The organism is Enterobacter sp. CP102, from assembly GCF_025152625.1.
GTDB lineage: Bacteria > Pseudomonadota > Gammaproteobacteria > Enterobacterales > Enterobacteriaceae > Enterobacter > Enterobacter soli.
This window is the reverse complement of sequence record NZ_CP104014.1, coordinates 2348430-2368097: the sequence shown is the minus strand read 5'-3', so window position 1 is coordinate 2368097 and position 19668 is coordinate 2348430. Positions and strand designations below refer to the sequence as shown.

Below are 19668 nucleotides of genomic sequence, written 5' to 3'. Positions count from 1 at the left end.
TTGTGGATTATTTATATATTTCCGCAACTCCGTGCAACCTGTTATTTCCCGATGTAGAGAGAATTCTAAATGACGTAGCACCTTGCTCATCAGCCTTACGAGAAAGTGCATTTGATAAATCGTCAAGCGTATAGGCATTGCTGGCTGAGATTACGCCAATTTTTTCTTTGCCATCGGCATGGTTAATTTCCTGAGCCGCAAATGCGGCATTCGCTGAAATGGAACCCATCACCAATGTTGCAATAAGCAGTGCTTTCATATCTGGTACCTCTTTTAAACGCTATCTTTAAAACTGGGCTTGTATCAGGAGGGATTTCTCCGTCTGTTTAGTTAACTATACAGACCTAAGCTGTCATAAGACTGACCGCTATATGACAATGCTGTCAGGGTTTTAGATGCGCTGAGTTTTTTGAATACTGATTTAGCTCATTAATAATGCACTCAGGCTCTTCACTGAGGGGCATATTGTCCATATCTAAAATGGCATCATATTTTTGGGGATTGTCTGCCTGCAATTGAGCAAACAGAGGGGTAAGATCCTGCTGTGCTATGCCTCGTACGGCTACCAGCTCGAACGTTTTATTTTTTGCCGCATCGTTGCTCAGAGCACTGACCAGAACCAGGGCAATTTGCTCGCGGGATATCACACCATCTTCTGGCGTTCCCGCATGGCGTCTGTCTCCCTGAAGCATAACGATTTTGTGTTCATCTTCATTGTTGTAATCAAACCAGCCGGGCCTGACGATGGTATAGGGATGACCACTCGCCCTGACCAGACGTTCGGCACGTCTTTTCCAGTCATGAACCTCAGTGCGTTGATTCCATGTGCTGAGCCGTTCAGTCACGCCAATCGTGGTCATTAAGGCGATACGAACAGACGTATCCTTGAATATTTGTAGAATATTACGCACGCCGCCGTAATCTATTGCTCTGGCACCAATTCGCCCCTGACCATCAGAGCCGAGAGTGAAGATCACGGCATCGATATCTTTCGGCAAATCGGTAAGTGTTTCAGGCATTGAGACATCGCCGTAGAAAACATCGGTTCCACGAGGAAGTAATTTAACTTTGCGCTTATTTCTGACAAGGGCTACGGGATGATGGCCCATTTCTATAGCGGTATTCACGACATGAAGACCAATACTTCCTGTCGCACCAGCAACGAGTATTTTCATGATAAACCTTCTGATACTTCAGACTAATTTTCGATAGCGTCAGAATATCAATTATCATTATTGTCAGTAATGGGGCTAAAATGATTGTGTCTATGAACGCCCTTCATGAGTGAGCGTTGAAGGGAATGCTTCTATAAGGAAATCGCCAATGCTCAAAGAAAACTTCAACGAACTTCAACTCTTTCTTGTGGTAGCAAGGGAGCGTAGTTTTACGAAAGCCGCGGGCAAACTTGGTGTTTCCCAGTCAGCCCTCAGCCATGCGATTAAGGCACTGGAAGAAAGGTTGAAAATCCGCCTTCTGACCCGCACGACCCGAAGCGTTGCCCCAACAGAAGCGGGGGAGCGAATTATTGCCTGTCTTGAACCCCGGATAGCCGATCTTGAACAGGAGCTGGAATCCCTTGTTCAACTCAATGGCACTGCTTCCGGCAATATCCGTTTATCCGCCGGTGAGCATTCCGCGCGAAGTGTGGTATGGCCGAAGTTAAAACCCTTCCTCAGGGAATATCCGGAAATCAACGTTGAGCTGGTGGTTGATAACGGTTTTGTCGATATTGTGGAAGGGCGTTTTGATGCCGGGATCCGTCTGGGTGAAAGCGTGGATAAGGATATGGTTGCCGTAAGAATCGGGCCAGATATGCGAATGGCAGTGGTTGGCGCACCGTCATATTTTGCAGAGAACCCGGTACCTGAAACACCCCACGATCTTCAAAATCACCGGTGCATCAATATGCGCCTGCCGACGGCTGGTGGACTTTACCATTGGGAGTTTGAGCGGGAAGGGAAGCCGTTACGGGTCAGGGTTGATGGGCAGGTAACGTTTAATATGCAGGCGGAAAGGATCGATGCCGCGTTATCCGGTTTTGGGATCGCCTGTATACCTGAGGATAGGGTGCTGGAGTATATACAGTCAGGCGAACTCATTCAGGTTCTCCAGGACTGGTGTCCCTCTTTCCCCGGATATTATCTTTACTACCCGAGCCGAAAGCAGCATCCGCCGGCGTTTGCGCTGATGATCGATGCGCTTCGCTACTCGGAATAACGGGTCCGCAACGTGATACGGACCCGCCAGGGTATTAACGGCCTACGCGAGCCTGATGCTCAGGGGAGTAACGCTCCCCGACAATTTTAATCGTTTCAAGCGCCTGTGTTATCTGCCGTGAGTCATCCTGAGAAAGAATGATGTCGGCAGCGCACAGGTTTTCCTCCAGCCGGTGCAGCTTAGTGGTGCCAGGGATAGGAACAATCCACGGCTTTTGTGCCAGCAGCCATGCCAGCGCGATTTGCGCAGACGTCACGCCTTTTTGTGCTGCCAGTTCACCCAGCAATGAGACCAGTTTTTCATTCGCTTCAATCGCTTGTTCGGCAAAACGTGGCACAGTGCTGCGGTAATCATCCTTGCCAAACGTGGTTCCTGGCTTAATTGAACCCGTCAGGAAGCCTTTACCTAATGGGCTGAAAGGGACAAAACCGATGCCCAGTTCCTCCAGCAATGACAGGATCTCCTTCTCAGGCTCGCGCCACCACATGGAGTATTCACTTTGCAGGGCTGTGACAGGTTGTACCGCATGTGCACGACGAATGGTTTGTGCACCCGCTTCAGACAGGCCGAAATGTTTAACTTTGCCTTCAGCTATCAGGTCTTTCACTGTTCCTGCAACATCTTCAATGGGCACATCCGGGTCGACACGGTGTTGATACAGCAGATCAATGACATCAGTTTTAAGACGGCGAAGTGATCCTTCCACAGCGTCACGAATATGCTCCGGACGGCTGTTTAAAATCTGCTGCTTGTTGTCATCACCGAAGGTAAAACCAAACTTGGTGGCGATGACCACGCGGTCACGAAACGGTTTTAACGCTTCGCCGACAACCTCTTCATTAAGAAAGGGGCCGTATACTTCGGCGGTATCGAAGAAGGTGACGCCACGTTCGACCGCAGCGCGAATCAGCCCGACAGCCTGACGAGTATCTGTCGCCGGGCCGTAGCCGTGGCTTAAGCCCATGCAGCCGAGCCCAAGCGCAGAGACTTCGAGTCCGGATTTACCCAGATAACGTTTTTGCATTGAATGACTACCTCTTTTATATCGCGACTTAAACATCAAGTTTGCGGCCAGTCAGCCATTCCACCATTGCCGGGTCGCGGTGGGAGAAGAAGGCGCTGGTTGCGGTATCGAGTGCGGCAATTTGCAGCATATCTTCATGACTGAGTTCAAAATCGAGAATGTTAATGTTTTCTTCCATGCGTTCTTTACGCACTGATTTCGCCAGCGAAACGATGCCTCGCTGGAAGATCCATCGCAGCACAACCTGGCCCACGCTTTTGCCGTACTTCTGACCAATGGCCGTTAACACGGGATGCTGGAACAGACCATTTTTGCCTTCCGCAAACGGCGCCCAGGCCTCCGGCTGAATGCCACGGCTTTGATTCCATGGAACCGCATGTAACTGCTGGTTAAACGGGTTAACTTCAATCTGATTTACCGCAGGGACAACGTTGTTGAAAGCGATAAGATCGGCCAGTCTGTCTGGATGGAAGTTACTGACACCAATGGCGCGAATTTTGCCTGCCCGGTGCAGTTCTTCCATGGCACGCCAGGCCCCATGGACATCACCGTAAGGCTGGTGAATCAGGTACAGGTCAACGTAATCAAGTTGCAGTCGATTAAGGGAGCGTTCGAACTGTGCTTTAGCGCCTTCGTAATGGGTATCCTGCAACCACAGTTTGGTCGTGACAAAGAGTTCGTTACGGGCGATGCCGGTCTGTTTCAGTGCGTTCCCGACCTGGGTTTCATTCTGGTAAGACGCGGCGGTATCGATCAGGCGGTATCCCGTATCGATGGCATCAATAACGGCTCTCTCGCATTCAGCGGCATCAGACATCTGAAACACACCAAAGCCCAGCAAGGGCATTTCAACACCGTTATTCAGTTTTACAGTTTGCATGACGTTATCCTTCAGCTGTTGTCCAGGAAAAGCATAACGCAAAGAGATTTATTCGATTAGATGGGGTAATTAGCTAGGGTTTATTTGATTTATTCATTAATAAACACAGGGAACGATCGGCTTTGTGCCAGGAGCGGCAGTTGGATGCTGAGCGATTAGAACAATGATGCTCGAATCAAAGTGATGATAACGACGTTTCTGAAAAACCCCCGACCTTTTTAAACCTGTTCGCTAAGGATTTCTGTAAATTCTCCGCGCTTCCTTGTTGCCCATTCAGGTTTGATGGAGAGCATTAAACTATATTGTTGAACACAATAGCCATTTCAATAAGTCTCCGCTAATCGCTAAATTTGAATCATTTTGACATAAGTAGCAGAACTGTAAGAACCAATGATGGCTAATAATTTGCTGTGAAATGCCGATATCTTCAATTCTTAATGAATAAATGAAGGAACATGTATGTTTATCGTACGCCTTTTAACGCGCCCACTCGTTTTACTGTCTTTCTTGCCGTTTTCTTTCGTTCAGGCTGCTGATACGCCTACATTGACAGGTGGTGACACTAATCCCTTATCCGTCACCAGAATCCATGATCGTGTAAATTTCATGGTGTCGTTAAACTTTAATAACGGGAAAACAGCCCAACAATGGCGAACCATTGATTGCAAACAGGGCAAGGCACAGCTTCTGTACAAGGATTTGTTGAATGATAAGGGCTATACCACTGCTCGCTATTACGGCGACAGCTACCTTCGGTATGCACCTGCACAGGATGATAAGCAGATGACAGCAGAAGATATTCGTACGGTTTGCCAGCTACCAATAAAAGAGGCTCGATGGGAAAAGTTATCAGCCACGTCTGAATTCGGCATTACCAAGCTGGTCGATGTTAATAGCATTCAGCACAGTGGCGACATTTTATCGGTACGCGTTGGATATGACTTTGCAGATATCATTTGGGAACCGCCTTACGATGCGCCGCTTGAATTAAAGATTGAACACTACATATACAACTGTAAAACCCATCAGGGTGATGCCGTTGCTGCAATGAACTTTGACAGTGAGGGGCGCGTAACGGATTCGCTCATAACTGCTGACATTGTTCGTCGCAAGAGTAGTTTCAAAATTGACACTCAGATGGCACAACGCTTCGAGCAGCTTTGCCAGTTACCCGCAGGAAAAAAGTTTACAGCAGAAGGCCACTTTGTACCCGCCGCGAATAAACCAATATCAACATTGATGGGGCCATCAATGCCCGACCTGAGTGATAATAATCCACAGTGGCTGAATAAATATTCCCTCTCTGATGCAATTGAGCGCCAGGCTCAGTCATTGATCAAACCCTGGGCACTTCCACGCTTTAAACAGGTTCGTTATACCGAAGTAAGCGCGCTCGGTAAGACCAAAGTGCAGTTGGATGCACAACCAAATGGTTATGTACGCAAACTGGAGGATTATGGTATCTGGAAAGTGCAACGTTTAACTCTGGCTAATCAGCTACAGCTTAAGTTTACCATGTCCATCAGCACTGGCTCATCACTCCTCAACAAATTGCAGACGGATCTGCATTTCCCGCTAGTGACAGGTCAACGTTATCAGGCGCAATGGGATAGTATTGACTCTGATAAGAAAGTCATTACTTCAGCGTTAAGCTGCGAAGTAACAACAAAGGGCGACGCAAATAGCATTGCTCCTGAATTTGGTGGGAAATTTCTATTAGTTGACTGCCATGAAACTGACGAAGGGCAAGTGGGTAGCAGTATCAAACTCGCCTGGCTGCAGGATCTCAATGTTTTTATCCCGGTAGCGATGCAAGTAGGTAATAAGCCTGAAAGCCCAGTGAAACTGGAAAATGTCAGTGTGATACGTTAATCAGTAGCTTGAAGTCCATATGCCCAATAATATTGTGTCTTATGGCGATAAACCTACAGCTCAGATACTTGTATTGAGCCCTCAACAATGAAGGCTCAATACTATCACTTCCTATTGCAGATCCTTGTCCTTAAGGAACTGACTCACCAAATCAGCAATCTGCACATTATTTAAATCAGAGAACGGGAAGTGCGTATTCCCTTTAATTCCCACTTCTGGCAGATGCGTAACCGTCACATCCCCGCCATGCTTATTCACCACTTCACGCCACTCACGGGCCATCGCCAGGCGTACGCGCCAGCTGTCCTGCGCGGGCATGGCGACAGGTTTATCCGGTATGTTATCGCCGTAAATAATCAGAATCGGGATTTTGGTCAGAGCCATAAACTGCTCCATTGGCACTGGCTCGCCCTTTAGCGTGTCAAACGCGCTTGGCATAGGGGCAGGGAGCTCTTTTTCCGGGAAGACAAAACTGCTGCCAGGCTCGAAAGCGACAATGGCTTTGACATTGTCATTTTTCATTGCCGTGTACCAGCCTGGTCCGCCGCCCTGAGAGTGGGTGAAGAGGATCGCCGGGCCAGATTTATCCACGACGGCGGACATCGCGTCCGAGATAACATTGATATCAAACGGCCCGGTATTGGGAGTCATCTGACGGAAATACTGATTCAGCGCTTCTTTGTCATGAGAGAACTGAACACCTTTAAAATACTCTGGCCACACGCCAACGCGGAATTGATTAAACCACAGCTGCTCATCCGGTTTTGGCGAAACAGTACCTTCTACCGTCGTGCGCCCGGCGCTGCCCCGACGAGGCTGATCGACAAGATAAGTTGAGAATCCGCGACGCAGGAATATATTCTGGAAACCTTCACGACCATCCGGGGTGCTTTCCCAGGTTCGGGAGAACTGGCCAGCGCCGTGCAGCATGACGATTGGGTATTTATGTGGATTCACCGGGATTTGGTAGAACACAGACGCGTGATCGCCGTGATAAGTTTGACCAGCAGAGTCCATCGGCTTTTTCGCGTCAAATTTCCCGGGGGAAGTGATTATCGTCCCGCCAGCAGAAAAGCTGCCCTGTTCCTGAATGACCAAAAGCTCGGCGGATACCGACTGAGCCACCATGCCACCCGCAATAACGCAGAAGGACAGTGTTTTTAAAAGTGTCTTCAAGGGTATTTCCTCTTATAAATAAATCAGCTGCGTATCGTCTCTAACCAACTCCTAATTGTTTGCGAGCGCCTGTTGCAACGCTTTTTCAACCCGCATAGCTGCATCATTTTCGCCATGTTCACGCAGAACCTCTGCCAGCTGGCGCAACTGCGCTGCCGTCAACCCGACCCGCATACTTGCACGCGTATGCGAAAGCAGTTGTGATTCAACGCCTGGTGTGGCTGCTAATGCGCCAACCGTTGCCAGCTCGCGGCTTTGCCAGTCGAGGTTATCGCGGGCAAAAATGTCCCCGAACAGATGCGTTTGCAGAAATTGATTTATGACCGGGGCAAAATCAAACAGCGGGCCCTGAACCGGAGCGCCTGAGATTTTCGTCTGGTTGGCAGTACCGAAACGGCGAAGTTCATCTCCGACAGGGATCGGGGCGGTGGGTTCTTTACCCTCAACGTCTTTAATGCCACGTTGTTTACGTGCTTCGACAACCTTCATCAGTTCACTCAGCGCGTTCAGACTCCGGGGGAAGCCCGTGTAGGCATAAAGCTGGACGAGTATCTCTTTGGTTTCGTTGATCGTGAGCCCGGCATCAAGGCCCTGATTCAGTGCCGTATTCAGCTTATCCATCTGACTGCTGGCCATCGATGCCGCAATCAACGGGATGGCCTGCTGGCGGGCTGACAGTGTTTCTGAAACTGTTTGTTCATGGTTCATCTCTGAGGCTCCTGTATTGACGGGCGCAGCCTGTGCTGTAAGACCAAAACCGAAGGTCAGCAGTACCGCTGCTGCTAGTGCCTTAATGGGCGTGGTATTGTTCATCTGTCACTTTCTCCATCCAGTTAACGCTTTTGCCATCCACAACCCCGGTTACTGCCAGATGCGTCATCGCGCTACCCGGTGCGGCCCCATGCCAGTGTTTGATGCCCGCCGGACAAGTGACAACGTCACCCGCGCGGATAACCTGCACCGGCTGGCCTTCTTGTTGGGTAAGCCCAACGCCCGAGGTCACAATCAACTGCTGGCCTGCCGGATGCGTATGCCAGGCGGAACGGGCGCCGGGTTCAAAGGTGACATAGGCCCCGGAAGCACGGATGTCGTTATCCGGTTTAAAAAGAGGATCAACCCGGACGCGGCCGGTAAAGTTCTCCGCTGGCCCATATACTGCGTTCTGACTTCCGGCGGGAGCGATATGAACAGCGGAATGTTGCTCCGCTGCCCAGGATGAAAACACAAAGAGAGGAAATAACAGCCCGAGGTAACGTAAATGCCTGATCATACGAAGCGTCCTTATCAATGAAGAGGGGGATTGCCTGTGATGATATTAACGAGGGTGCGATGTCCTCAGGCTGACACCCCCCTGACAATTCTGTCAGTTAACCCTGGTTCCGGTTCAGTGCCGGAGTGCGAATTGCTCGTCGTTTTATCCGCGTGTATCTCAAAGGTCAGGCCAAATGTATTGATGCCACCTTCACTTCGCGCAAAAGCATCACCCCGGTGCATAATGGCGACGGCGCGTACGATCGACAGGCCCAGCCCATGATGGGTATCACTCCGGGCCCTGGAGGTATCAACGCGATAAAACCGCTCGAAAAGCCGGTGTAAGTGCTCTGGCGCTATGGGATCGCCCGGGTTTGAAACTTCAACACAGGCCTGATGACCTTTTTCACTTAAGCGCACCGTAACCGTGCTATTGGATGGCGAATGTCTTGCGCTGTTTTCCAGTAAATTGGCCAGCGAGCGGTGGAACAGTCGCCGGTCGATGTGGGCGGTGACGTCGCCCTGAACGTCCATCAAGAGCTGCTTTTCCGCAAAAGAGGGTTCAACATACTCCGCTGTTTTCAGGGTTTCTTCTCGCAGGGACACCTGCATGAGCTGGGAAGCATGTTCACCCGCGTGGGCATGGGACAGGAACAGCATGTCATTAACGATCGACGTCATGCGTTCAAGCTCTTCCAGATTGGAACCCAATAGCTCTTCCAGTTCATCCTGCGAGCGTCGGCGTGAGAGCCCCAGTTGCGTCTGGCCAATCAGGTTGGTCAGTGGGGTCCTGAGTTCATGTGCAACATCGGCATTAAAACTGTCGAGCTGACGCCAGGCGATCTCCTGACGTTCCAGCACGCCATTAAATGATAGAGACAGTTGCTGGAGTTCTTCGGGTAACGTGCGGGTGTTCAGGCGCTGGCCGTGGTCCCCGGGCGCGAGTTGCCGGGCCTGTTTACTGAGCGCGCCAACTGGACGCAGACCAACCTTTGAAACCACGTAGCCCAGTATGGCGACAATCACGACGCCCAGTGCGACAATGATAAGCAGCGTCCTGGTGAAGGCATTCAGTGTACCCATGTAGGGTGTTGAGTCGATGGCAACGACATAGCGCAGCTCGGGTCTTTCTCCATTGGCGGGGATAGTTTTCACTAACAGGAACAGTGAACATGCACCTTCCGATGCGCCAGGCACTTTATTAAAACCTTCCTGCAAAGAAGACCACTGAACGCCTACTGGTGGCGTTCCTCCTACGCTAAAGCGTGGGTTATCGCTCACGATCCAGTAGCGAACGCGCTCACCTTCAGAATTGGTTAAAACGGTGAATTTGTTGGCAAGCGTCGACCAGCCTTCAGCCGAGGTTCGTGCGGTGATCCACGGGCTCATTAATGATTCCCGGAACAACAGCTCGTTGTGCATCTGCTTTTGCAAAGAATCATGCAAGGAGCTTCTCAGCAGGATGCCGATTACGGACACAATCAGCAGCGCGGATAAAGCAAACATCAGCGCCAGGTGAACTGAGATGGAACGCTTAGGCATGATTATCCTCTTCATTTATTCAGAACGAACTTCGAGGACATAGCCCATGCCACGAACGGTATGTAACAGTTTGACGTCGAACGGGGCATCCACTTTTGCGCGAAGGCGTTTAATGGCGACTTCAACCACGTTGGCATCACTGTCAAAATTCATGTCCCATATCTGCTCAGCAATCATCATCTTTGACAGGATCTCCCCCTGATGCCTGGCCAGAAGACTCAACAGGGAAAACTCTTTCGCCGTTAGCTCCAGCCGTGTTCCGGCACGAAAAACGCGGCGAGCCAGTAAGTCGAGATGCAGATCGTGAATTTGCAGCTGGGTGATATCCGCGCCATCCATAGAGCGGCGACGTACCAGGGCCTGAATGCGTGCCACCAGTTCAATAAGAGAGAAGGGCTTGGGCAGATAATCATCTGCGCCAAGGCGGAGACCTTTTACGCGCTCATCGACCGATCCCCGAGCAGAGAGCATCAGCACCGGTGTCTGTTTGGCTGCCCGCACACCCTCGAGTACCCGGTAGCCATCCATCCCCGGCAACATCACATCCAGGATTATCGCGTCGTAGTCGAACTCCAGTGCGTAATGAAGACCTTCAGCGCCATCTGCTGAGACATCTACCGTAAAACCTGATTCGCTCAACGCACGGTTGAGATAGGTTGACGTTTTTTCTTCATCTTCAACTAAAAGTAGGCGCATATCGGGACTTCCTCTTTACTTTTCAACGGTGCTTCAATACCTGACCAACCCTGTTACTGAGACCATTTTGCCTCCTGGTTGCCAACATAAAGCTGACAGTTACCTGACAGCATTGTCAGAAACGCTTAGCCATCCCAGCCCGTTTCCTGACAAAAATGTTATTTCCTTGTCACCCTGCTGACAGTCCTCTCGCCCTAATCTGAGCCTGCACATTTAAATCCGCGAGCCTGCAAAACCAGGCCGACACTCATCGGGGGAGACCATGAAATTCACGCTTATAAGTGCAATGCTACTCACGGCAATGGCTGGAGTGAGCTCAGTCAATGCGGCTGATTACAAAAAGAATCCATTCACACTCGTTTATGAAGGCGCCATCGCTGAGAACGTAAAAGGCAAGGTCAACATTCATCCGGTGAAATACGATCTGCATGGCATCCAGATTGCTGCGAATGTCTATACCCCTGCTAACTACGATCCCGCCAAAAAATATCCTGCCGTAGTGGTCGCGCATCCTAATGGTGGCGTAAAAGAGCAGGTCGCCGGGTTGTATGCGCAGCGCCTCGCCGAGCATGGGTACATTACGATCACCGCCGATGCGGCTTATCAGGGTGCCAGTGGCGGGATGCCCCGCAGCGTGGATAAACCGGTTAACCGTATTGAAGACGTTCACGGTATGGCTGATTACATCAGCCAGTATCCGGGGGTTGATACTTCCCGTCTTGGCCTGCTTGGCATTTGCGGTGGTGGCGGTTATTCACTCGTTGCTGCCGAGACGGACAAACGGTTTAAATCCATTGCAACCATCAGCATGTTTAATTCCGGCCTTGTACGCCGCAACGGGATGCAAAATTCACAGCTGGATACTGTCCAGCTGCGTCTTCAGCAGGCATCTGACGCACGTGCTCAGGAGGCTGCCGGAGGCGAGGTGCTTTATTCCGGTGATGCCAACCTGACTGATGAACAGATTGCTAAATTGCCTTTTGCCTTATATCGGCAGGGCTACGAGTACTACTGGAAAACCCACGCACACCCGAACTCAACGTTTAAATACACCACAAGCAGCCTGTTAGATTTGATGAGTTTTGATGTAACGGACCATATCAATCTCATCAATAAACCACTGTTGATGATTGCCGGTACAAAAGCGGATACGCTCTATATGACTGAAGATGCGTTCGCGAAAGCCACCGGGACGAAGGACAAAGAACTGTTCCTGATCGACGGTGCTACCCATATCGAGACTTACTGGGTGCCAAAATATGTTGACCAGGCTTTGCAAAAATTAGACGTCTTCTTCGATAAAAACATCTAGTTAGTCTCTATAACACCCCAGCCGTACAGGTTGGGGATGCCCACCATCTTCGCGGCACTGACTCTCCTGATACACCCAGATTAAAGAAATTGCGGTTAAAGATAATTACGCTACTTAAATAGGTGCTATGAATGGAATTCATAGACCTGGTAAGGGGCAGGGGATGAACTACGGGGTCGACGGGATAGAAAGTGGCAATCATCATAGCTGTAATTAATGAATTCAATTCATTTCTCTATTCTGATAACCGCTATTAACAAGCTGTTTTGTTCTGTTCAAAATAGCTGTAAACGTCTGCGCTCGGGTGGCTATCCATGGTTATCTCTTCTAAAACGCAACCTGTATTACCCGGCCTTTCGGGTTGGTTAGTGCTGGCCTTGATCACGATATTTCCGGCTACGGTAATTGCACGTCATACACAGGAAAACCCTATGAAGTTACGCATTATTCTCGACGACAAAACGATTACCGCGACCCTGAATGACAGTCAGGCAAGCCGCGATTTTGCAGCACTTTTACCGCTTACATTGACGCTGAAAGATTATGCCGGGGAGGAGAAAATAAGCGATTTACCCGCCCGATTGTCTACCGCGGGTTCACCAGCAGGCATGGCCGCGAAAAAGGGTGATATCACGATGTATGCCCCGTGGGGCAATCTGGCTATTTTCTATAAACCACATGGCTATGCGGGCGGATTAGTTAAATTAGGTCAGTTAGATGAGCCGGACGCGTTGCCCGTCCATCCTGACTCCTATAGCGCCAGATTTGAACTTCTGACTGAGTAATCGTTACTCCGAACATTTTTGATGCCTAAAACAGAGTGGAGGTACTCTACAGTGGAATATTCAGTATTAAGCAACAACCTAAAAATGCCGATGGCAGGTTTTGGCGTTTTTCAGGTTACCAATAAAGAAGAATGTAAACAGTCAGTATTGAATGCGATTCGTACCGGCTATCGTCTTATTGATACCGCCGCGGTATACGGTAATGAAGATGCGGTGGGTGACGCAGTTCGTGAAGCCATTGCCGAAGGTTTGTGTACCCGCGAAGAGTTGTTCATTACCTCAAAACTGTGGGTACAGGATATGGCCAGCTACGATATGGCCAAAGCGGGTATCGACGCATCGCTGGAAAAATCTGGACTGGAATACTTTGACCTTTACTTACTCCACCAGGCGATGCGTGACTATTTCAGCGCCTGGCGTGCGCTGGAGGATGCTTATGATGCCGGCAAACTGAAAGCGATTGGGGTGTCCAATTTTTATGCTCATGTATTAGCAAACTTCTGTGAAACCGTCAGGATCAGGCCGATGGTCAATCAGGTTGAATTGCATCCTTATTTTGCGCAACCCGCCGCGCTGGAAACTATGAAGCATTACAACGTCCAGCCAGAAGCCTGGGCACCGTTGGGCGGCGGAAGACATAAACCGTATGAAAATGAGATGCTTCAGGGAATTGCTGACATCCATAAAAAAACCATTGCTCAGGTTGTTTTGCGCTGGAACATTCAACGTGGTGTTACGGTTATCCCTAAATCCACTCATCAGGAACGTATCGTTGAGAATTTCGCCATCTGGGACTTCTCATTGTCGGAGAGCGAAATGGCGCAAATCAGCGCACTCGATTTAGGCTATGTTGGTGAGGCCGTGAAGCATTTTAATCCTGAATTTGTTCGCGGTTGTCTTGGCGTCAGGATCCATGATTGATCTTGCCGCTCTAATGAGTTAACAAGTCGTTCTGGAAAAAAGGGAAGGGTGAAAGAACGGCAATTTCGGCGCGCGTCGATGAGAAGTAAGGCCACGTCATGTGGCCTTTTTTGATACCGCAAGGTACAGCAGATAGATTACGCCAATTGGTATGGACACGACGAAAATCAGCATGAAGTAGAATGCGTACAATCCGTTCTTCATCGGCGTTTCAGTATAGAAACCTGTAGTCCACTGTCCGCGTGTTGAATATTTCAGGGCAATCCGTTCAATCGCTTTCTTTGCAAAGGGGAAAATCAACCACCAGAACCGTATCTTATGGGATAAGAATGAATCTTAGCTGGTCGGGTAGCGAAACAGCAGGGAATGGCTCATGAGCTGGTACGGTACGGTTGGTTATATTCCATTTAACATAATATACATTATGCGCACTACAGTTCTAATAACTAAATTGAGATGTCCGTATCTGACCAGATACAGTCTCACCACAGCGATCGCCGCTTTCTGAGGATGAGACCAATGACGGCATACGGAACGGAGTTTTTTTCGATGAACGATGTGAACCGACTCAGGATCCTGCAGGACGTGATTGACCGGCGTCTTACTACTCGTCTTGCCGCCCGCCGGCTGGAGATCTCGGACAGACACTGCCGCCGTTTGCTTGAGCGTTACCGCGAACACGGACCACTTTCGCTGGTTAACCGTCGTCGTGGCCAGCCAGGTAACCGGCAACTGATGCCGGGCCTTGCTGAACGTGCACTGCGTATTATTCGCGAACGTTACGCTGATTTTGGTCCTACTTTAGCCTGCGAGAAGCTGGCCGAGATCCACGGTCTGTATCTGGCCAAAGAGACGGTACGCAAGCTGATGACACAGGCTGGTTTATGGATCCCCCGCAAGTTACGGCCACCGCGTGTATATCAGCCGCGGCGTGCCTGTACCCGAGAGCTGATCCAGATTGATGGCAGCGAGCATCGCTGGTTACAGAACCGTCTGGTCAAGGAGCTGCAGCTCCGTGGTATCACTACACCTGAGGCTGCAAACGCCTTTACCGAAGAGTTTATAGCTGACTACAACCGCAGGTTTGCAAAGCCACCTATTCACATGGTGTGAACATTGTAAGTTCTAAAAAAACCTGATATTACAGTACGATAAGAAGCTTTATCTGCTCGAAGATAATGAAGAAAATCGGCGTTTTCAGGGGAATACATTGATGGCTGGCAGTATCCGGACGGCACTATTGAGCTCCGGGCTAACGGTATAACGGTACTTCCCTGCCCTTCATCACTTACGACCAGCAGGGAGAATTGGACCAGGGAGCCATCGTCGACAACAAGCGCCTGGGACACGCACTGGAGATGATAAATCTGGTTCAGGACAAGCGTGACAACCCCCGTTCGCAGGCTCTGCCATCAATTAACGGCCAGACCTCACGCAGAAAGATGCAGCCTGGCAAGAAATCACAACGTAGCCTGAATCAGGATGACATGTTGACGGCACTCAAACACCTGCAAACTCGGAGCAAAGACATCTTCGGCAAGAGCTGAAAACATAACCCATACGCGGACATCCACCTATTTTGAGTAATGTTGCTCATATCAGTATCTCATTACAAAGTGACAGAGAGCCGCCACCCCAGCGCGGCCAGAGTGACAAACAGCACTGGCACAGTCATTACAATGCCGGTACGGAAGTAATATCCCCAGGAGATTGTCATATTTTTCTGGGCAAGCACATGAAGCCATAGCAGTGTAGCCAGACTGCCAATTGGGGTGATTTTCGGACCTAAATCGCAGCCAATCACGTTGGCATAAATCATTGCCTCTTTGACGACGCCAGCCGCTGTACTCCCGTCTATCGACAGCGCACCAATCAGCACCGTCGGCATATTGTTCATTACTGATGAGAGGAATGCAGTCAAGAAGCCAGTGCCAAACGTCGCAACCCATAAACCTTTGCCTGCGAGCAGGTTCAGCACTCCGGACAGGTACTCCGTGAGCCCTGCATTGCGCAGGCCATAGACCACGAGGTACATGCCCAGCGAAAAAACAACGATCTGCCATGGTGCACCGCGCAGGACTTTCCCCGTGTTAATTGCATGACCTTTTTTCGCCACTACAAACAACACTGTTGCGCCAGTAGCCGCTATTGCACTGACAGGGATCCCCAACGGCTCCAGAACAAAGAAACCGATAAGCAACAATAACAGGACAATCCAGCCCGCTCTGAAGGTTGCAGGATCTTTTATCGCACTGGCAGGCGTTTTCAGCAGCGAAACGTCATACGTCGCCGGAATATCCCTGCGGAAGAATAAATGCAGCATGACCAGCGTGGCCACAATCGCTGCTACATCCACGGGGATCATAACGGATGCGTACTGTGTGAAGCCCAGACCGAAGAAATCCGCCGAGACGATATTCACAAGGTTAGAAACAATAAGCGGCAGGCTGGCCGTATCTGCAATAAACCCTGCGGCCATCACAAAGGCAAGTGTAGTGCTCTGGCTGAACCCCAGTGCGAGCAACATAGCAATCACAATTGGCGTCAGGATCAGCGCGGCGCCGTCATTGGCAAATAACGCCGCAACAGCGGCACCGAGCAATACTATCCAGGTAAACAGCAGGCGACCATGGCCGTTACCCCAACGGGAGACATGTAGTGCGGCCCATTCAAAGAAACCGGACTCATCAAGCAGCAGGCTGATAATGATCACCGCAATAAATGCCGCCGTTGCGTTCCAGACGATATTCCAGACAACGGGAATATCAGCGATATGGATGACACCGGTACCCAGAGCCAGCACTGCCCCGATACTCGCGCTCCAGCCAATACTCACGCCTCTGGGTTGCCAGATCACCAGTACCAGCGTCAGTAAAAAAATACTCCCTGCCAAAAGCATCTCGGACTCCATCATATATGATTTTGTAAATATGTTTTCCTGCCTCAGCAGGAGGCGCAGGCTGATTTGTCCAGCCATTCACGTACATCCTCGCGCAGACACTGCCAGGTCGTCGTGATTGTCTCTGCTGCCCACGCCGGTATATGGGGTGACAGACGATAGTGGATCCATTTGCCTTCCCTACGGTCAAGAACCAGCTCGGTCTCACGAAGAATAGCCATATGTCGCGAGATTTTTGGCTGTGATTCGGAGGTGGCCGCGCAGATATCGCAGACGCACAGTTCACCGGACTCCCGAAGAAGCATGACGATGGCGAGCCGTGTTTCATCCGACAGGATTTTGAAAAGCTGAACAGGTTGTAGCATTTATCACTCCATTCCCGTTAGTAAATACATATGGTAAATCATATGTGTTTGCTTTGGAATCATCTGTTCTCTCCGAAGAAGAAAAATGGAACAATTTCCTGCCCTGAACACTGAATGCTTTGATCAACACATCGCTGAACGCCTTAACTGCAGGAGCCACCACGGATTCTGATCCTGTATGGCCCAGTAAGGGAACGCTCCCGCGGAAGTAGCCGGTCGCCTGCTGACGGCGATGTTCTTCCCTACTCCACCTGTAATCGGCTCCAGGAAGTCGACCTGCGAGCAATCGTGGACAACAAACGACTCGGACGCACACTCGAATTTATCAAGCTAGTTCAGGATAAACGCTCGCAGGCACTCTCTGCCGAGGACCGCCCCACGCTGTTTGCCCTAACTTTTTCAACAATCTCTAAGTAAAGAACATATATTCATAAGTTCTTCATATCTCTCTGATTTGAAACATATATATCGTTGCAGAATAATTGGTTGTGTGAAGGGTTTCTCTATATACTGTACACTACTTGAAAAATTCATATCATTCATTATGGCGTTTGACATAAAACTCACCCCATCCCCTTTATTTACTAGATAGCAAATTTCGTTAATATCAGCAACTGGGAATGAATCAAAACTATATTTGTTTTCATTTATTATTTTTTTGACTTTAATAAATAATGAGTTTTTTAATGCCGCATGTGTCTGCACAACTTTATACCTGGCAAGTATGTCACTAACTTTTTTATACCTTCCTAAAATATCAGAATGTACAACAAGGCCAATAAGTTCTGGTTCCATACTGATAGAAGTAATACTTCCATCATTACCCCCAGGCCGCTTTGTGGATATATATATATCCACGATTCCTTCAGATAGGATTTTTTCTGGGATTTCATCCCGACCCGGTAAAAATTGAACTTTTTTTTCTGAATTATTTCTAATGAAGTGATGCATTTTTTCCTTTATTTTTGGAATGTATAGGCCATCAGTCCCAATCATGACTGCGAGATTTTCTTTAGATTTTTTCAATCGATTTGCTAATGACTGAATTTCATTATAATGAGGTAAAAGTTCAAGATATAGTGATTTTCCTTTATCCGTCGGTTGTATGCCATTTCGAGTTCTTTTAATTAACTTAGAGCCTATTTTATTTTCTAACTCACTAATGCCCCGACTCATTGCGGAAGGGGTAATTGCAATCTTTTCTGAAGCTTTTAACAAGCTTTCTTCTTGTATAGCAACGATGAACTGTATAGTTTGCCTGGATAAGAACATGCTCTTCACCTTTATGATTAAGTTTATTTATATTTATTAAATATCATTTATCAGTGAGTTATTTGATATAGATCTAATTTTCGGCTTCTTTATTATGTATGTGTGGCATTCATAAAAATGAGAGTGCAATTGCTTCCAGGTTGGGAAATGCTCAGCCAGAGGCTGGGGGACTGACGAAAATACTATGAGCAGCGTTTTCTCAAAGGGTATCTTTGAGTTGTGAATGACATCACGAATTAAATAATAGTTAAACTCTCAAACCTCTTTCATTTGAGAATAGTGATTATTTTAATATGGTAATTGTGTTTTTTTCAATCATAACCAGATGAATTTATTTTATATTTGATATGGCAACAACAAAAGGTAATAAAAACTTACACCCTGAATGGTTAAAGTACGCATTAAGGGTGGAGAAGAAAATTAATATATTAAACTAAGGAGAATCTATGACTCAAGCAACTCAACTTATTTATAAAGACGCATTCAGTGATATGTCACTCGCAGGATGGGTTTATGAGGGTGAGGGTGAAGCACCTGAACTTGTTTCACGAAATGGTCAGGTTTTTGTCCATTTAATAAAAGATCAAGTGATCAAAAATAGAATCCCCGCCCTACCTGATACTGTATATAAATTAAAGGCGTTTGTTGATAAAGAAGTACCAGTACTTCGAGAGAGCATTATAGTTTGCAAGCTAACGGAGTTAGATGCTGCCGGAAATCCCTTAAATCAGCAGTTATGCTACTCGCAGTTTCTAAACCTATTCTATGTTTATGCTGCCCTGAAAACATCATCCGAGTGTAAATTTATTGAAATTGCGTTGACAAACATCCCATCTGACACCCTATCGTACAATATATATATTAATGATGTAAATCTATTCTCCGTTGAAATGGAAAATACCGTAATTCTCCATGAGGACTTTAACGATACGATTGCTTTTTCCTATAACTGGGTAATGCCGGAGTATCCAGCATTTGGATTTACTGGCTGTTTACGTCGGCCAGTACTTGATAATGTTAATGATATAATGTTTAGTCCGTATTATGATGTCCATGATTTTGTGACTTGTGCCTCTAAAAATGAACTTCCCTTTGCCCCTGGGGAAGTTTACAGAGTAGCGGCACGAATTAAGCTTGATAGAAATTTCAAATATTCAGCAATGGTAGCTAAAGTGAATGTACTCACAACGGAAGGTTATAGCTATGGTGGAGGGCTTAACATATCAACAGATACTCATGCTGTAGGTGATGATTTCGTTTATTACGAAGGATATTTTTATTTCCCGGAATATGAAATGACTACAAAAGAGTTCTTAATCGGTGGAATTCTTGCTCATATGTATGATGTTACTGTATATAGCTAAAAGGGTAAAATCCAACGTTATTTAAGGCGATGGATTTTAAATCATACCAGCCAAATTCTTTACTGCTTTGTACGAGGAGCTTGTAGCCGGAC

At 48.3% G+C, this 19668-nt stretch carries 19 protein-coding genes and 3 pseudogenes; 9 read left to right on the top strand and 13 right to left on the bottom strand.

The window, feature by feature from the left end:
- Positions 1-7: 7 nt before the first annotated feature.
- Together N1249_RS11205 and N1249_RS11200 are read right to left on the bottom strand one after the other, a co-directional pair.
- A complete protein-coding gene (locus N1249_RS11205; RefSeq protein WP_259837850.1) occupies positions 8-259 on the bottom strand; it encodes a DUF1471 domain-containing protein in 252 nt (83 codons plus the stop codon).
- A 124-nt stretch (positions 260-383) separates the two neighbouring features.
- Positions 384-1175 carry an SDR family oxidoreductase gene (locus N1249_RS11200; protein WP_259837848.1) on the bottom strand — a complete coding sequence of 264 codons (792 nt, stop codon included), beginning with the start codon at positions 1173-1175 and terminating at the stop codon, positions 384-386.
- A 148-nt stretch (positions 1176-1323) separates the two neighbouring features.
- On the opposite strand from N1249_RS11200, the gene N1249_RS11195 reads away from it, so the two are divergent.
- A complete protein-coding gene (locus N1249_RS11195; RefSeq protein ID WP_259837847.1) occupies positions 1324-2217 on the top strand; it encodes a LysR family transcriptional regulator in 894 nt (297 codons plus the stop codon).
- 34 nt (positions 2218-2251) lie between these two features.
- On the opposite strand, the gene N1249_RS11190 is transcribed toward N1249_RS11195, so the two are convergent.
- Entirely contained in the window at positions 2252-3241 is a 990-nt protein-coding gene (locus N1249_RS11190; RefSeq protein WP_259837845.1) for an aldo/keto reductase, read from the bottom strand.
- A 28-nt stretch (positions 3242-3269) separates the two neighbouring features.
- A complete protein-coding gene (locus N1249_RS11185) occupies positions 3270-4121 on the bottom strand; it encodes an aldo/keto reductase (protein WP_259837843.1) in 852 nt (283 codons plus the stop codon).
- 459 nt (positions 4122-4580) lie between these two features.
- Here N1249_RS11185 and N1249_RS11180 point away from each other — a divergent pair, with 459 nt between their 5' ends.
- Positions 4581-5993: a hypothetical protein gene (locus N1249_RS11180; protein ID WP_259837841.1), complete on the top strand. Its 1413-nt coding sequence runs from the start codon at positions 4581-4583 to the stop codon at positions 5991-5993.
- Between the two features lie 111 nt (positions 5994-6104).
- Here the strand turns inward: N1249_RS11180 and N1249_RS11175 are convergent, their stop codons facing one another.
- The 5 genes from N1249_RS11175 to N1249_RS11155 all read right to left on the bottom strand — a co-directional run bounded on the left by N1249_RS11175 (position 6105) and on the right by N1249_RS11155 (position 10658).
- On the bottom strand, positions 6105-7169 hold the full coding sequence (locus N1249_RS11175; protein ID WP_259837837.1) for an alpha/beta fold hydrolase: 1065 nt from the start codon (positions 7167-7169) through the stop codon (positions 6105-6107).
- Between the two features lie 51 nt (positions 7170-7220).
- Positions 7221-7982 (bottom strand): carboxymuconolactone decarboxylase family protein, encoded by a 762-nt coding sequence (locus N1249_RS11170; RefSeq protein WP_259837835.1) that lies wholly within the window; start codon positions 7980-7982, stop codon positions 7221-7223.
- The gene (locus N1249_RS11165) at positions 7960-8439 is read right to left on the bottom strand and encodes a cupin domain-containing protein (protein WP_259837833.1); all 480 of its coding nucleotides are present in this window, start codon (positions 8437-8439) and stop codon (positions 7960-7962) included. The genes N1249_RS11170 and N1249_RS11165 overlap by 23 nt, the downstream gene beginning before the upstream one ends.
- Before the next feature lie 65 nt (positions 8440-8504).
- Positions 8505-9962 carry a heavy metal sensor histidine kinase gene (locus N1249_RS11160; RefSeq protein WP_259837824.1) on the bottom strand — a complete coding sequence of 486 codons (1458 nt, stop codon included), beginning with the start codon at positions 9960-9962 and terminating at the stop codon, positions 8505-8507.
- A 15-nt stretch (positions 9963-9977) separates the two neighbouring features.
- Positions 9978-10658 (bottom strand): heavy metal response regulator transcription factor, encoded by a 681-nt coding sequence (locus N1249_RS11155; protein ID WP_182061130.1) that lies wholly within the window; start codon positions 10656-10658, stop codon positions 9978-9980.
- Between the two features lie 262 nt (positions 10659-10920).
- Here N1249_RS11155 and N1249_RS11150 point away from each other — a divergent pair, with 262 nt between their 5' ends.
- The 3 genes from N1249_RS11150 to N1249_RS11140 all read left to right on the top strand — a co-directional run bounded on the left by N1249_RS11150 (position 10921) and on the right by N1249_RS11140 (position 13676).
- Entirely contained in the window at positions 10921-11970 is a 1050-nt protein-coding gene (locus N1249_RS11150; protein WP_409193169.1) for an alpha/beta hydrolase, read from the top strand.
- 431 nt (positions 11971-12401) lie between these two features.
- The gene (locus N1249_RS11145) at positions 12402-12755 is read left to right on the top strand and encodes a cyclophilin-like fold protein (RefSeq protein ID WP_259837821.1); all 354 of its coding nucleotides are present in this window, start codon (positions 12402-12404) and stop codon (positions 12753-12755) included.
- Positions 12756-12806: 51 nt separating this feature from the next.
- Entirely contained in the window at positions 12807-13676 is an 870-nt protein-coding gene (locus N1249_RS11140) for an aldo/keto reductase (protein ID WP_259838093.1), read from the top strand.
- A gap of 96 nt (positions 13677-13772) precedes the next feature.
- Here the strand turns inward: N1249_RS11140 and N1249_RS23260 are convergent, their stop codons facing one another.
- Complete coding sequence (locus tag N1249_RS23260) at positions 13773-13976, bottom strand: colicin E1 family microcin immunity protein (protein ID WP_409193168.1); 204 nt, start codon at positions 13974-13976, stop codon at positions 13773-13775.
- Between the two features lie 219 nt (positions 13977-14195).
- Between N1249_RS23260 and N1249_RS11135 the strand changes: the two are divergent.
- Positions 14196-15142 (top strand): annotated as a pseudogene (locus N1249_RS11135) (helix-turn-helix domain-containing protein); the annotation flags it as partial.
- Between the two features lie 143 nt (positions 15143-15285).
- Here the strand turns inward: N1249_RS11135 and N1249_RS11130 are convergent.
- Both N1249_RS11130 and N1249_RS11125 read right to left on the bottom strand, forming a co-directional pair.
- Positions 15286-16575 (bottom strand): arsenic transporter, encoded by a 1290-nt coding sequence (locus N1249_RS11130; protein ID WP_259837819.1) that lies wholly within the window; start codon positions 16573-16575, stop codon positions 15286-15288.
- A 44-nt stretch (positions 16576-16619) separates the two neighbouring features.
- On the bottom strand, positions 16620-16940 hold the full coding sequence (locus N1249_RS11125; protein WP_259837817.1) for a transcriptional regulator: 321 nt from the start codon (positions 16938-16940) through the stop codon (positions 16620-16622).
- Positions 16941-17025: 85 nt separating this feature from the next.
- On the opposite strand from N1249_RS11125, the pseudogene N1249_RS11120 reads away from it, so the two are divergent.
- Positions 17026-17141, top strand: a pseudogene (locus N1249_RS11120) (arsenical resistance protein ArsH); the annotation flags it as partial.
- 24 nt (positions 17142-17165) lie between these two features.
- Positions 17166-17321: pseudogene (locus tag N1249_RS11115) on the top strand (ISNCY family transposase); the annotation flags it as partial.
- Between the two features lie 18 nt (positions 17322-17339).
- Here the strand turns inward: N1249_RS11115 and N1249_RS11110 are convergent.
- The gene (locus N1249_RS11110) at positions 17340-18212 is read right to left on the bottom strand and encodes a LysR family transcriptional regulator (RefSeq protein WP_259837816.1); all 873 of its coding nucleotides are present in this window, start codon (positions 18210-18212) and stop codon (positions 17340-17342) included.
- Positions 18213-18658: 446 nt separating this feature from the next.
- On the opposite strand from N1249_RS11110, the gene N1249_RS11105 reads away from it, so the two are divergent.
- Positions 18659-19576: a hypothetical protein gene (locus N1249_RS11105; protein ID WP_259837813.1), complete on the top strand. Its 918-nt coding sequence runs from the start codon at positions 18659-18661 to the stop codon at positions 19574-19576.
- The last annotated feature ends 92 nt before the right edge of the window (positions 19577-19668 follow it).